Origin of the sequence: Methanobrevibacter curvatus, from assembly GCF_001639295.1 — an archaeon.
In the GTDB taxonomy this organism is placed as follows: domain Archaea; phylum Methanobacteriota; class Methanobacteria; order Methanobacteriales; family Methanobacteriaceae; genus Methanoflexus; species Methanoflexus curvatus.
In genome coordinates this window covers 1-15,743 of sequence record NZ_LWMV01000196.1, presented here as the reverse complement: position 1 = coordinate 15,743, position 15,743 = coordinate 1, and the positions used below count along the sequence as shown (strand labels likewise).

At 23.0% G+C, this 15,743-nt stretch carries 11 protein-coding genes; 3 read left to right on the top strand and 8 right to left on the bottom strand.

What is annotated here, in order from left to right:
- The first annotated feature begins 320 nt into the window (after positions 1 to 320).
- Positions 321 to 1,475, top strand: a complete 1,155-nt coding sequence (locus tag MBCUR_RS07870; protein WP_067092317.1) for a glycosyltransferase family 2 protein — start codon at positions 321 to 323, stop codon at positions 1,473 to 1,475.
- Positions 1,476 to 1,527: 52 nt separating this feature from the next.
- On the opposite strand, the gene MBCUR_RS07865 is transcribed toward MBCUR_RS07870, so the two are convergent.
- The 6 genes from MBCUR_RS07865 to MBCUR_RS07840 all read right to left on the bottom strand — a co-directional run bounded on the left by MBCUR_RS07865 (position 1,528) and on the right by MBCUR_RS07840 (position 11,164).
- Complete coding sequence (locus MBCUR_RS07865; RefSeq protein ID WP_067092315.1) at positions 1,528 to 3,906, bottom strand: polysaccharide pyruvyl transferase family protein; 2,379 nt, start codon at positions 3,904 to 3,906, stop codon at positions 1,528 to 1,530.
- Positions 3,907 to 4,086: 180 nt separating this feature from the next.
- Complete coding sequence (locus MBCUR_RS07860; RefSeq protein ID WP_084269634.1) at positions 4,087 to 6,531, bottom strand: glycosyltransferase; 2,445 nt, start codon at positions 6,529 to 6,531, stop codon at positions 4,087 to 4,089.
- 744 nt (positions 6,532 to 7,275) lie between these two features.
- The gene (gene amrS / locus MBCUR_RS07855) at positions 7,276 to 8,373 is read right to left on the bottom strand and encodes an AmmeMemoRadiSam system radical SAM enzyme (protein WP_084269632.1); all 1,098 of its coding nucleotides are present in this window, start codon (positions 8,371 to 8,373) and stop codon (positions 7,276 to 7,278) included.
- A 144-nt stretch (positions 8,374 to 8,517) separates the two neighbouring features.
- Positions 8,518 to 9,765, bottom strand: coding sequence for a thiamine-phosphate kinase (locus tag MBCUR_RS07850; RefSeq protein WP_067092313.1), 1,248 nt, complete (start codon positions 9,763 to 9,765; stop codon positions 8,518 to 8,520).
- A gap of 206 nt (positions 9,766 to 9,971) precedes the next feature.
- The gene (gene cfbA / locus MBCUR_RS07845; protein WP_067092311.1) at positions 9,972 to 10,457 is read right to left on the bottom strand and encodes a sirohydrochlorin nickelochelatase; all 486 of its coding nucleotides are present in this window, start codon (positions 10,455 to 10,457) and stop codon (positions 9,972 to 9,974) included.
- A 308-nt stretch (positions 10,458 to 10,765) separates the two neighbouring features.
- Positions 10,766 to 11,164 (bottom strand): Zn-ribbon domain-containing OB-fold protein, encoded by a 399-nt coding sequence (locus tag MBCUR_RS07840; protein ID WP_067092309.1) that lies wholly within the window; start codon positions 11,162 to 11,164, stop codon positions 10,766 to 10,768.
- A 355-nt stretch (positions 11,165 to 11,519) separates the two neighbouring features.
- Between MBCUR_RS07840 and MBCUR_RS07835 the strand changes: the two genes are divergently transcribed.
- Positions 11,520 to 12,530: a hypothetical protein gene (locus MBCUR_RS07835; protein ID WP_067092306.1), complete on the top strand. Its 1,011-nt coding sequence runs from the start codon at positions 11,520 to 11,522 to the stop codon at positions 12,528 to 12,530.
- Between the two features lie 73 nt (positions 12,531 to 12,603).
- Positions 12,604 to 13,731, top strand: a complete 1,128-nt coding sequence (locus MBCUR_RS07830; RefSeq protein WP_067092304.1) for a hypothetical protein — start codon at positions 12,604 to 12,606, stop codon at positions 13,729 to 13,731.
- Between the two features lie 59 nt (positions 13,732 to 13,790).
- Here the strand turns inward: MBCUR_RS07830 and rfbB are convergent, their stop codons facing one another.
- Both rfbB and rfbC read right to left on the bottom strand, forming a co-directional pair.
- Positions 13,791 to 14,795 carry a dTDP-glucose 4,6-dehydratase gene (gene rfbB, locus MBCUR_RS07825; RefSeq protein ID WP_067092302.1) on the bottom strand — a complete coding sequence of 335 codons (1,005 nt, stop codon included), beginning with the start codon at positions 14,793 to 14,795 and terminating at the stop codon, positions 13,791 to 13,793.
- A gap of 153 nt (positions 14,796 to 14,948) precedes the next feature.
- Positions 14,949 to 15,503, bottom strand: coding sequence for a dTDP-4-dehydrorhamnose 3,5-epimerase (rfbC, locus tag MBCUR_RS07820; RefSeq protein WP_067092300.1), 555 nt, complete (start codon positions 15,501 to 15,503; stop codon positions 14,949 to 14,951).
- Positions 15,504 to 15,743: the final 240 nt, after the last annotated feature.

The window sequence follows — 15,743 nt, the reverse complement described above, 5'->3', positions numbered from 1 at the left end:
ATTTTAAAATGTTTAATTTTTATTATTCTTTAAGATCTTTTAATTTCAATTTAACTAATTAATATAAGTGAACCTTTTAAAAAAAAATTTTCTCAAAAATAAAGAAAACTAATTAATTATAATTATTTTAAAATATTTATTTTTATAAAATATGCATTAATACTTTACAAATGTTTTAATTTATTTTAATTAAATATTGATTTTAACAAAAAATAATTATTCCACATCCTCTTTATATTATTTTCTTAAATTGTGAAACAATCTTTTATTTAATAAAAAATGTTTCCTAAAAATAAAATATTAAAACAAGACCTGATAAAATGTCAACATATGATATAAGTGTTATAATTCCAGTATATAATGCAGAAAAATTTATTGAAAAAGCATTAGGTTCTTTAACTAAACAAACTTTTCCATTCAATAAAATAGAAGTAATACTAATCGAAGATAAATCTATTGATTCTTCATTAGATATACTAAAAAAATTTGATCAAAAATATAACAATATCAAACTTATAATAAATCAAAAAAACAAAGGAATTAACTATAATAAAAACATTGGTCTTAAAAAAGCTAGTGCTGAATACATAATGTTTTTAGATAATGATGATTATTTTGAAAATGACACATGTGAAGTATTACTTAATTACATCAAAAAATATAATTGTGACATTGTATCTGGAAGATATAAAAAAATATATGGCAATACACCAGTAAAAATACCTTCTTTGAATAAAGATATTTTTATAGAAAGTTATAAAGAACATCCTGAAATACTTTCTGAAACACTTTTTTTATGGAATAAAATATATAAAAAATCATTTATTGAAAAAGAAAAGATTTATTTTCCAGAATATGGAATTGAAGACATAGTATTTAATACAAAAGTGTATTTAAAAGCTAAAAAAATGTATTTTATCAAAGATAAATATGTATACTATAAAAGAATTCATGAAGAATCTTTCACAAACCGTAGAAGTGGAAATTTTTTTTATGACTACCTGGAAGGATTAAAATTAGCATACCAAATGTTTAAAAAGGATGATGCTTTAGATTATTTAAAATATTTTTTTAACTTAAGAATTAATGCCTTATTTAATTATCTATCTCATTTAAGCAGTGATGGGGAGGAAAAAATTGAAGCCCTAAATAATGCTGTAGAGTTTACCAATACATTAGTTGATAATAATGTAAAATTTGATGAAAAAATCAGAATTTTAATGATATTACATAAAAATGAGAAATATGATGAAATTTGGGGATTATTAAAATATATGGATATTTCTAAAAAAAGGTATGAAAACATAAAAATCTTTAAAGAAAGAAACAAAAAAATGGCAAACAAAAACAAACTAATGAGTAAAAAAAATAGAATGCTTAGAGAAAAAAACAAAAAATTGAAAGATGATATAAATTATATTTCAAGTTGGAAAGGGTTCATTAGATTTAAAATAAAAAAAATCCTAAGGAAATAAACATAAATCCCACTATTAAATATAAGAAAAATTATTAAATAAAAAAACTAAGTTATAAAAAAAATTTTTTTAATTGAATTTTTAATTTATCTAACTTATTTAATTTCCTATTTTTTAAATATCTTTTTTTAACACTATTAAATGAAAGTAATAAGTCATCTATAGGCATTTCATTAAATTTAGAGAAAAAATCATATCTTCGTCTATTAAGAACAATTGGATACTTATGATTTTTTTCAAATGCCATTTTAAAATCCTTTTCTTTTAAAATTAAATTCTGTTTAATCTGATCTAACAAATATTCTCCTTTTGATGTATTTGTAATTATTAAAGAAACACCTTTATCGTCTTTCATTGTTTCATCGAATTTCTCAATACCCCAAAAATCACCTATTGTTAAATCTCCAACTCTATTTTTATTAACAAATTCACATTCATAACAACTTTCTCTTGGAAAGAGTCCAATTTGAAAACCACGATTGTAGTTGTTATATCTCCCACTTTCTCTAATGACTTTCCCATTTTTAAACTTGATTAAAACTGATGGACTATTCCATCCTTTTGTTTTGTCTTTAAATTTAAAATCAATTACTTTATCTAAAAACTTAGTTTCTAAATAATTTATATACTCTTTAAACACTTTAGGAGAAGGGTTAGAATGACAAAGTATTTCAACTAAAAAAAGATTTTTATAATCAATATAATTTAAATATGCTTTAAGTCCTGCAACTTGACAAGGAACTCCAGTAAATAAAACTTTCTTATCATTTAAAAGTAATTCTTTAATTTTAGGAAAAACATTATCTAAATTACTTCGAAGATACTTAGAACCACTAAATTCATAACATTTATCCATTGACCCCCCAATGTCATGAATAGCTTCTAATGATTCGTTATATTTGACTCCAGATACAAATCCTCCATCTGAAATAATTTTTTCTGATAAGTTTAAAAATAATCCTCCAGATGAGCTGAATTCTCTTTTTTTAGGATCATTATCATATGCTGCATAAAATCTCTGATAATTAGTGATATTTTTAAATTCATTTAATAAGTTTTCATTTTTAAAAATACATATTTTTCTACAAATATTACAGTTATTACAAATATCATTATTGATTTTAGGATAAACAAATCCTTCATCATTTTCAATCATAGAAATGGCTTTTTGGGGGCATGATTCTTTACAAGCATAACACCCATAACATTTAAAATTGTCATTATCATCCAAATAAGATGGTTTATAATTTTGTATTGTAGATTCTATTCCATTAGAGACAAGCAGTTCTTGTTTAGATTTTTCTTCATGTTTAAGTGAATTTTTTAAGAATTCTAATGATTTAGCACCTAAAATCTCAAGCTTTTCTTCAACTTTATCGTAGTCAATATTAAAATCATTAGACTTTATTTTTTTGAAGTCATTAAAAGAATAAAATAAATTATCATTCAGGTTAAGTATATTGATAATTTCCTCGCTTCTTTGAGGTGTTTCGGTATTTGGAACAGTAATAAATTTCTTATTAAATAATATTGAAAAAATAAGCCCGTGAAAAGAGTTAGTTACAATGTATTTTGCATTGTAGATTAAAGATAAAAATTCCTTAGGATCAACAAAAGGAACAGATTTAACCTGGTTTTCAAATCTCTTAACTGGTCTGTTGAAAACAACTTTAAATCCATTATTTTTAGAAAATTCATCGGCTATTTTAAAAATTTCTTCATTATGTTCTAAGGTGAATACAAATACATAATCATCTTTTTTTAATTTTAGTTCATTGAGTATATTGTCGTTTTTAATTTTCTCATAGAATTCCTTATTTTGTAGCAATGTTGGATCAACTACAATGTCGACATTTTTGTTGGTTAATTTTTTAATAAAGTTTAAAGCTGAGCTTTCTCTAATTGAAATTGAGTCAAAATTTTTCAAGTAGTGTTTAAAAATATTTAGATCAAATTTTTCTATTGTATCTGAACCAATACTTGCACCATAAGAGATTTTTTTTGATTTATCATCTGCAAATTTAAGAAAATATGCAGGATTTAAACCTTGAGTTATCTCCTGATTCCATATTTGATCACTCCCAGCTATTAGTAAATCGTAGGACAAATTAGCATCTAACAATTGATAAAATGTTTGGTATGGTTTAGTTGTATTTAAATTTTCTTTTAAAAATTTTTCAAAGCCATTAAACTTTCGAATTTTGAATCTGTATTTTGTATAAAGATCAATTCTATGCTTATAATATTTTATATCAAGCCAATTGCGTCTTTTTCTCCTAAAAGGATCATATATATTATCAATTACTTTTGGACGAAAATTAATTATTTCTACACCAAAACCCATATTTTTAACAGTTTCTTGAAGTGCATATGTTTGGAGCATTGCCCCATAGTTATGAGCTGAGCTAAAAGTGATAATACCTACTTTCATAATTTACCTCTTGAAGTATTAAATTTAATAATTAAAAAATAATTAAAAAATAATTAAAAAATAATTAAAAAATAATTAAAAAATAATTAAAAAATAATTAAAAAATAAATTATCATATAAATAATTAATATTTAAATTCTTCTATCTTTTAAAAAATTACTAGTATTTTAATATAAGATGCTATCTAAACAAATTTTCAAAATGTTTAAGTATTTCTTTATTGTATTGCTTATAATCAATATTTAACTTATCTATTTCACCATTTAAAAAAGCTTCAATTCCATTTCTAATGCCCTCTTTAGAATTTTCTACTAAAAATCCACCATACTTTCCCATAAATGTCTTTGGACCAGAAACATCTGTTGAAAATACTTTTACTCCTAAAATATCTGCTTCTAAAATAACCAAACCCAAGCCTTCATAAAATGAAGGCAAAATAAATAGATCACATTTTTTTAAAATAGGAAATGGATTAGTTAAGTAATTAATTATAATAATATTGTCTGAAGATTCTAATGATTGAGCATGTTCAAGAGTTTTAATATATTCTCTTCCATAACCCCCAATTATAATTAAATAAACATCTTTATTTTTTTTATAAAATTCATTAAAAATTTTAAGAAGTCTAATATGTCCTTTTTCATGAGAAAATCTTCCAATTGTAATAAATTTTTTAAATTTTTCATTATCAAGGATTTTTTTTAAATTTTCTGGAGAAATATCTGTTTTTGTGATTTCATCAAAGGAAACTTCTTCATTAGATCTATTAATTATTCCTTCATAATCAATGAAGTTCTCAACAACCATTATGTTCTTATCACTACCTTTAATTTTACTAATTGGTAGACGTAAATCCTCATTAACAATAGCAATTTTATCACAATCATTATAAAAATCTTTTAAAGTTAAAAAATGATGATTTTGTTTAGTCTCAATCTCTTGAACTAAGTCATTGTGTACAAAAATAATTTTTTTAGATCTAAATCTTCTTAAAAGATTTGTTATTTTTAGTTCATATCCTGTAAAATGTATGACCGTATCAAAATCAATACTATTAAAGTTCTTTCTAAGATTTCTCTTGTATGCATTATCAAGATTTTTTTCTATAAAATTATTTTTAATAGAATGATTGATATACAACTTATAAGAAATACCTTCTAAAATTGTGAAATCTTCATTGTCTCTGATAGGAATATAATGAATTTTTTCAGCGATTTTTGCTAAGCTACTGCTGTATCTTTTAGTTGTTTTTGTATTTATTCCTAAAAAATAGTTTCTTTTATTTAAGTCTATATTCTCAAGTAATGCTAAAAGAGAAGTGGAAATACCATTTCTAGCAAAATTTCCAGCATAAATCAATACATTTTCTTTTTCATTTTTATCTTTTAAAGTATTTATATTTTGAACAATAACATTTTTTGAAGGGATATTTAGCAAAATAAAGTCACAAAGATGTTTACTAGCATTTTCACCTGGATATGGGCAGAATTTCCTTAAAAATTCCTCATCATCATAGTTTTTTCTTGAATTTATTTCTAAAATCAAATTTTCAACATCATAAACTTTTGGAAATGGCAAATCTTGTAAATTTATCTTTAGTCCATGATTTTTAACATATTCCTCCTCATCGTAAGGAAATAAAATAATTTTATTTTTAGTAATTGCAAAATCAAAAAATACACTAGAATAGTCTGTGATTAAACAATCGGCGAGGTTTAAAAAATCATATGTTTCATAATTCTCTGGAAATGAGGTTATATTTTTATAATTAGAATAATCTATAGATTTTTTAATGAATGGGTGTAATTTAACATAAAAAGTTTGTTTTGAACTTAAATGCTCATCAATTTCTCTGAAATAATTCTCTAATTTTTCTATATATTCTTCTGTATTTGATCCACCTAAAATTCCCCTGTATGTAGGCATGTAAACAATAATTTCATTATTATTAAGATTTAATTTGGATTTAATTTCATTTTTCCGTTGTTGATTTAAAAATACTTCATTCCTAGGATAATTCATTAATAATGATTTTCCTTTAGAAAGTTTTTCAATCATATAACTATCAATCATTACATCTTTAGAAAAACCATTAGGAAGTATTATATAATCTGCCATGGCCAAATTTCTTTGAACATTTCCAATAGAGTATGCTCGTTTTTTAACATATTTTCCAAGATTTTTAAGGGGTGTTCCATGCCATGTATTTACATAAATTTGAGAGTCTTTTTTAATATACTGATAAGGAAATGTTGTATCATTGAACAAATATTTAGCAGTGTTTAAATATTTAAAATACTTTAAGCTTGGAATAAAACATAAAACTACATTTTCTATATTGTATCTTCTTAAAAATTTTTCAATACACTCTTTTTTATCTTTTTTAATGGCTAAAATAACTGTATATTTTTCATATCTTTCATTAGATAACTCTTTTAACAAATAAAATATATTAGAGCCCAAATCTTTTCCATTTTTTGATTCTAACAAAATTAAATTATCATCAACCTCCAAACTCTCATACCTTACCAAAAAACTATTTTTAACTAAGGCTTTCCCTTTACCAAAAACCCTTCTAAATTTTTTTCTATAAAATTTTACCCTGGCTTTTATTTTATTTTTCATTAAAATCCTCTTAAACCATAGTTATTTAGTATTGATAGACAGCATTAGACAATTTCTGATAAATAGCATAAATAGTATATCTAATAGAAAATATATCTAATAAAATTATATTTAATAAAATTATATTTAATAGAATAGTAATAACTTTAAAAATGATACTAATTCCTAAATATCATTTAATAAAAAAAAGTTCATAAAAATCTTATTTTAGAAAATAAAGTGATTAGAATTAATAAAATTATTTGCAAAAAGTAATAATAAACAAATAGATATTATGTCATTAATTAACGAGTTAAAATATAAACTGAATAATATTAATTGTATAATATTAATAGTGTAATATTGAATAGTGTAATATTGAATATTGTAATATTGAATATTGTAATACTGAATATTGTAATACTGAATATTGTAATACTGAATATTGTAATATTAATAGTAGAATATATAGATAATAGATAATATTCAAAAACCTATTTTTTTATTTATTAAGTATTATCTCTTTAATTAATTTTATTTAAATGTTATTTTTAAGACTGTCAAGCTGTGGAAAAAAACTTGTATGTAAAAAAAATCATGATTTTTTTTCTCAAAAACCTCAAGATTTAAAAATGTCTAAACACCTTAATTTTAAAAACAAATAGTTTTAACCAAATAATTTTGAAAATAAATTTTTTATAAAGCTCTCAAGCCAAAAATACTAAAGTATTTGACATTACCATATAATGCAATGTATAAAGATAATTACATTATAAAATTTAAATGATATCCACAGTTTTTACAATTAGAATCTTCGATTTTATCCATTAAAATAATAGAATAGCCATTTCTTTTAATTAATGGCTCACCACAGTTAGGACAATAGCTATTTTGATTACTATTAATGTTTCCTAAATAAACATACTCTAAACCCATATCAATGGCTGTTTTTTGTGCATTATATAAAGATTCTAAGATTGTGGGAGATGTATTCATCATTTTATAGTATGGAAAAAATCTTGAAAAATGAATAGGAACAGATGGAGATAATTCATCCACAATAAATTGAAGAAGAGATGAAATCATAGGAGAGGAGTCATTTTTACCATTGATTAATAAATTAGTTATTTCTAAATGTTTATTAGTTTTGTATATCTTTTTTAAATTATCTAAAACGTTATTTAAATTAGCATTAGATATATTTTTATAGAAATCATTGGAAAAAGATTTTAAATCTATATTAAAAGCATCTATATATTTTAAAATTAAATCTAAAGATTCATCTGACATGTAGCCATTACTGACAAAAATATTTTTTAAATCATAATTTTTAGAAATCGAAGCTATTTCCATATAAAATTCAAGCTGTATTGTTGGTTCGTTGTAGGTAAAAGAAATTGAAGAACATTCATTAGAAATAGCATTTTCAACTATTTTTAAAGGAGAAATATTAAATTCATTGGTTTCACTATATTCTTGAGATATTTTAAAGTTTTGACAGTTCAAACAAGACATGTTACATGAAAATCCTCCAATAGAATATGTTGTGGTTCCTGGAAAAAAATGATAAAGAGGTTTTTTTTCTATTGGATCAACATTCAAAGAAGATAACAAATTATAATCCATGTAATATAACTTTCCTCTGATATTTTTTCTTCTTCCACAAAAACCATAAGAATTATCTTCAATTAAACAATATCTAGCACATATTTGGCATTGAACTCTATTAAAAGAGTTAAATGCATTATTATTGCTATTATTACTGTTATTACTACTATTATTACTATTGTTATTACAATTATTATTACAATTATTATTAGATTCATTATCTAATTTTTTGTAAAAAAGTGTTTCTTTATTCATTTAGTCACCTTAAAAATCATTAAAAATGTAATAATATTAAAAGAAAAATTAGATTTGAAAAATATTAAAAGTTAGCTAAAAAAAACAAGATATGAATTAAAATAAAATAAAATTAAATTTTATTAAATTAAAGAATAAAGAATATTAATCTTTAAAATGCTCATACCCTTTAGGATTTAGTATTTTTGTGCTTCCATCCATTAATTCTAGTTCTATTAAATCTGAATCTGTGACTTCTCCAATAACATAACACGGTGGAAATTTTGACTCATATTTTTTCTTAAATTCATCAATATTATTTTTGTCTACTGTAAAAACAAGCTCAAAATCCTCACCAAAATTAAAAAGAACATTTAGATAATTTTTATTTAAAATTTTAGATAGCCTTTTAATTTCTTTTATAAATGGAATTCTATTTTCATAAACCCTAAAGCCAAAATTTTTGGGATGAAAATTATATATATCATCATAATCACCAATAGTAATTAAGCCATTTTTTAAATAATTAGGGTCAAAGCTATTTTTATTACTTTTATTTTTATTAAATTCGTTTTTATTAGATTTACTCTTATTAAATACATTTTTATTAACCTCTATGGTTTGATTAAATTTCCTGTTTTCATTAATCATTTCACCTAACTCACTGGCTAAACCATCACTTATATCTGTTGCAGCAGATACTGAAGAAAATTTTGATAAAAATTGACCTTCTTCTATTTTTCCAAAAGGTAATTCTATTTTTTTAAGAATGTCTTCAAATATTTTGCTTTCATCAAAAGCAAATTCTGTAATAAGTGCATTAGTTAAATCAGTTTTTTTAGTTTCATAAAATTGAAAAGCAAGAGCAGAAAATCCAATAGGTCCTGTAATTGCTAATAAATCACCTTTTTTAAATCCATATTTATATAATATTTCATTTTTTTTGTTTTTTCCAATGACTGTTGGCGAAATAATAATTTCATTACCTTCATTAGTGTCTCCACCAATTAAAGGAACATTATAATAATTACATGCATGAACAATTCCATCAAGAAGTTGATCAAAAGAATCAATAGATAAATTTCCAGGTAAAGATAAAGATATTATGATTCCAACAGGTTTAGATCCCATTGCAGCTAAATCACTCATATTTACACTAACAGCCTTAAATCCATATGAACAATATGTCAACCAAGAAGGAAAATGGTATTTTTCAATTAATATGTCTGATGTAAATGTTAAATAAAAATCACCTAAGTCTAAAACTGCTGCATCATCCCATATTTCTTTAAATCCATTAAATTCATTTGAAAAATTTTCAAATCCAATTTTTTCAGTTATAAAAGAAACTAATTTTTTTTCCCCAATGTCTGAAATTTTCAAAGTGTTAATATCAAAATTTAATTCATCCATAATATTAATATAGTTTTTTTAAATTATAAATTTTTTGAATAAAAAAGATAAAAATTAGAGAAAAATTATAAAAAAAAATAGAAAAAATAAGAACTGACAATAAAAAAAATAGAAAAAATCAGAAAAATAGAAAAAATAATTGGAAATATAAAAAAAATAAAAAAATAGAAAAATAAAATAAATTATAAAAAAGAGAGTATTAAAGTTTATTCTGCATCAGCAACTCTTTTTTTGATGATTTCAAGAACCAAAGGATCTGCACCTAATGGCTCAGTGTAAACTATTTCTCCATCAAAATTAACTTTATTAACTTCATGAGAATGACCATGAGAGTGAGAATGGCTGTGGTTATGATTATGATGGTGCTTGTTACTTTCTTTGTTTTCTTTTTCAACAGGAAGACCTAAAATACTTGGTATATCCCTTTTTGTATGAACACCATGTGCTAAAAATACAGGAACTGCAATTATTCTGTTAATATTAGTTCCTTTTACTAAATCATCAATTGCAGTAGAAATGTCTGGTTGAGCTATTTCCATATATCCAACTCCAACTTTATAGTCAGATATTTTCCTATACATATCTGCCAAATCATTAATAACTTCTTTACCATAGGGTAATCTACTACCATGACTAATTAAAAGTACAGCAGTTTCTATATTATTATTGTCAGTATTAACATCATTGCTCATTAAAAACACCTCAGTAATTATTTAAAAATGTAATTTTAATAAAATAAATAAGATTTATAAATGAATAAAAATTTTATAAATAAATATATGATTTTATAAATAAATAAATTTAAAATTAATAAAAGCACTACTTATAAAGTAAAATGCTTTATCTTTCAAATAGCTTTTGATCAAACTTTTTCTAAAAGTTTGTTTCAAATGAATAAGAATTTTATAAATAAATAATATTACTAAATTAAAAAAATTTAATACTTATGTTTTAAAAAAAAATAAAAAGTATTAATATCAGAAAAATTAATTAAAAAAAATTATTTGGCAAGTTTAAATTTAAACCCGTAAGTGATAACTCCGTCATCTCCATCTTCACGTATTTTTCTAAAAACTAACTCAACAGGATCTCCAATTTCTAATTTATCAATATCTGCATCCACAATTTGAGCAGAAATATTAGTACCTTCTTCAAGTTCAACAAGAGCAACAGCATAAGGAGCTATTTTTTTAAACTCGCTTGTAGGTGTTCGAATAATAGAGAAAGTGTGAATTTTACCTTTTCCAGATAAATGAAATGGTTCAATGATTCCTTTTCTTCTACATGTAGGGCAAACTACTCTTGATGGGAAAAAAACCTCTCCACAGGTTTTACATTTTGAACCGATGAGATTATATCGTTCATTAGCATGACGCCAAGTTCTTATAGTATCTGTCATAAAAAACCTCCTAAAAAAATATTAGAAATATTTTTTTAAAATGATCTAGAAACTTAATAAAAATTTTTAAACCATTGATAAAATTTTAAAATAATAAAAAGATTTTATAATATTAAAATGTTGTTTTTCATATTATTTATATTTATTGAAAAAATTAACTTATTAAAACTTACTAAAAAAAATTAGAAAAAATAAATAAAATTAGAAAAAATAAATAAAATTAGAAAAGATAAATAAAATTAGAAAAGATAAATAAAACTAAAAAAGATAAATAAAATTAAAAAAAGTAAAAAAAAGTAATAAAATTAATCCAAATAAAGAAAAAAGTTTATTAAGTGTAGAAAAATCAATAAATATGGTAATAAAAAGAAACCTCAAGAAAAACAAAGAAAAAGATAAACTAAAAAAATTAAAATCAATTGACAATAAAGGAAACATGTTCTCAATTTTAGGATTTTTAATGATAATTGTTACAATAATATTATCCGTGTTAATTTTAAATACATTATTAAGTGAAAATCAAACAGACAATAATTTAATAGGTTTAAATAGCTTTAATTATGAGATTGAAAATTATAAAAATAATATTCCAAATATTGGATATGAAACATTACAAGAAATTTCAGAAGAAGTTTGTTTAAACAAAACATCACTTGAGGATAGTAAAGAAGAAATAAAGAGCAGATTAAACGAAAAATTACAAATGAAAAAACAAGAGTTTTACAATGCAACAGGCATAAATATAGAAAATCATGTGCTGTATGTAGAAAATAACGAAGATCCATTTTATATTAATGTTATCCTTAATTTAAGTGGAAAAAAAGCAAATAATTTTTATTCAAAAATAATCACGGAAAAAATATCTGTTATAAATTTAAAAGACCCTTTGCCATTTTTAAAATGTGGAAATGATTCTAGTTTTACTTATAATGAAACAAAAATAAATTATGGAAACTCATTAAGAAATTATCTCTTCAATAACAATCAAACAAATTCTGACTACTACGTAAATGCTAGTTCTCCACTTTTAATAAAGAAATGTATATTCGATCCTTACATACAACATGGAATAGGAAAAACTTTAAAAAATTGTATTGAAAATGGATACTATCATGAAAGTGCAGATGGAGCATGCTATTTACATAGATTAGAAGGAAAAGGAGATTGTTTAGACTACGGATTTGAGACATTTATAATATCTTCAGGAATCCACAACAGTGGACTAAGCTCAACATCAGCCTCTGATCATGTCATATTTGGACATGATAGTTATCCTGGAGAGAGTATGATTTACAATACATTTAATGGCATGAATGAAGTAATAATCTTGGATAGTTCGCATAAAACTAAATATGGTCTTAGCTAAATATGACCTTAGCTAAATATGGTTTTATCTAAATACGACCTTAGCTAAATATGACCCTAATTAAGGTGAGAACATGAAAATACTCCCAATAAATAAGCTATTAAAAAAAAATAAAACTCAAGAACAAAATAATAAAAAGTTAATTATAACCAATGCCAAAACAGTAAAAGAGAATGAAAAAATAATTAAAAATAATAAAATGTTCACAATAAACAACAAAGGATTAATAATTAATGATTTAATGATAGCTGTAGTTGTATTAGTGATATTGTTAGGAATAATGAGCTTTATTATGTCTAGTTCAAATGAAAAAATATTAAATTCTCTTGAAAAATCTGAATTAGAAAGTAAAAACATAGAAACAATTAATAATTTAATAAAAAATCCAGGAAGCCCAAATAATTGGGAAATTTTATCAAACATTGACAATATAAATCCAGGACTTGCCATTATAGATGGAGAAAATAAAACCAGTTTAAACAGTGTAAACTATGAAAAATTCTCAAGATTAAGAGATAATTATGGAAAATTAATGAAAAATAAAGTATTTCATGGAGATATAAAAAGTTCTATTTATTTAAAGCCATTAGATACTGATTTAAATACCATTACAATAGGAGATAGCGAAATATTAGAAAATCCAAACAATATTATATCAAATACTCGGTTAGTAAAGTGTGATTTTTATTCAAAATTCAAATTAATAAGTTTTGAAAAAAACATGTTTAGTAGTGAACAAAAGGATCAATGTATAAACATAATGAATATAAATATAATGAATATAAATAATCAAACAAACCCTATACATCAAGATAATAATCAATTTATCTGGATTTGCAAGAATTTTAAAATAAATAGTGATAATTTATCAAATATGGACTATTATCTATTGATAGATGAAGGTTCAATAGAAATAAATAGCTATTGGACTCTTAATACCATGGATAATATTAACACAGGAGAAACACAAATAATAGGAAGTCCATATTATTTAAATAATAAGATAGAAAATTTATTAAACAATACCAATGAAAAAGTGTATTATTTACATTTAAAAATAGATAAAAATAACATTGACAATTTTAATGGAATTTTAATAGCTATTCCAAAAAATTTCAATATAAATGATGTTCCAATAAAAAATAAAATTAAATATTTTCAAATTCAAAACTGTCAAGTCACATTAAAAACATGGTTTTAACTGCCAATAAGGTAAAAAAAATAATTATTAAAAAGTTAATATTATTAAAAAGTTAATTATTAAATTTTATAAGTATTTTCATAGTATTTATAATATTCACCACTTACTATGTTTGTCAACCACTCTTGGTTATCTAGATACCAGTCAATTGTCTCTGTAATTCCTGATTCAAAAGTATATTTTGGTTTCCATCCTAATTCATTTTGAATTTTGCTTGAATCTATAGCATACCTTCTATCATGACCTAGTCTATCTTCAATAAATTCAATTAGCTCTTCACTTTTGTCCAAATAATCTAAAATTATTTTAACAATTTCAATATTTTCTTTTTCATTGTTTCCACCTATATTATAAACTTCACCAGATATTCCCTTATGAATTACTCTGTCAATGGCAGAACAATGATCATAAACATGTAACCAATCCCTAATGTTCTTTCCATCCCCATAAACTGGGAGTTTTTTATTGTTTAATGCATTGTTAATAGTTAAAGGAATTAATTTTTCTGGAAATTGAAATGGACCATAGTTGTTAGAACAACGAGTTATATTAATTGGAAAATCATAAGTCTCATTGTAAGCCCTTACAATTAAGTCTGCACCAGCTTTACTTGCTGAATAAGGGCTATTAGGGGACAAAGGTGTGTTTTCAGAAAAATAACCTTCATTTCCTAAAGATCCATAAACTTCATCTGTAGAAATTTGAACAAATTTATCTATTTCATGTTTTTTTCCTGCTTCAATTAGATTTTGTGTTCCTAAAATGTTAGATTCTAAAAATATCTTAGGATTTTCAATACTTCTATCTACATGAGACTCAGCAGCAAAATTCACAACTACATCAACATCATTTGATATAATTTCATCAACTAGAAGAGTATCATTAATATCTCCTTTTATAAATTGATGGTTATCATTTTCTTCAACACTTTTAAGATTTTCAAAATTTCCACAGTAAGTTAAAGAATCTAAATTTATGAAATCATAGTTTGAATATTTATCTAACATGTATTGAATAAAATTGCTTCCAATAAATCCTGCTCCACCTGTAACTAAAATTTTCATTAAAACACCTCAAAAACTAAATAAATTTATTGAAACTAGTTGAAAGTTTAAGATTTAAATTAAAACCCTTCTAATAAAACCCATTAAAATCTTCAAAATTCATTAAAATTCATTAATAAAACCAAAATTCATAATAAGACCAATATAATAAAATTAAAAATTTGTAGAAGTTTCACTTAATTTTTTATATAATTTATCTTTGTCTGATAAAATTATTTCATCATTTTTAAAAGGCCAATCAATAGCTATTTCTGGGTCATTCCAAATAATTCCACCTTCATCCTCATGGTTGTAAAAATCTGAGCATTTATATGTAAATTCTGCTTCATCAGATAGAACTAAAAATCCATGGGCAAAACCTGATGGAACATAAAGTTGTTTTTTATTTTCCTCAGACAATACAGCACCTACATATTTACCATAAGTTTTTGAAGCTTTTCTTAAATCTACAGCAACATCAAAAACTTCTCCTTTGATTACTCTAACTAATTTAGCTTGTGGATGAGTATATTGAAAATGAAGTCCCCTTAAAACTCCTTTTTTTGATTTTGATTGATTATCTTGCACAAAATATTCATTAATTCCTGCTTCTTCAAATTCATTTTTTTGAAAAGTTTCCATAAAATATCCACGTTCATCTCCAAACACTGTAGGTTCTATAATGAAAACCCCTTCAATTGAAGTCTTAATAAAGTTAAATTTCCTCATAATTCCATCTACTAAAAATAAATTAAAAAAAAGAAAAAAAGAATTAAATATAAATAATATTTAATTATTAGCATTAATAAAATTTTCGATATTAGAAGATGTTCCATAATTCAAAATTAAATTTTAGATAATTTAGATTTTAGATAATTTAAAATTGATTTTAAATCGATTAAATTTATTATACCCATTAATTACAATTTTATTTAGTAAAATAATTCTTAATAAATTATTAATTTATAT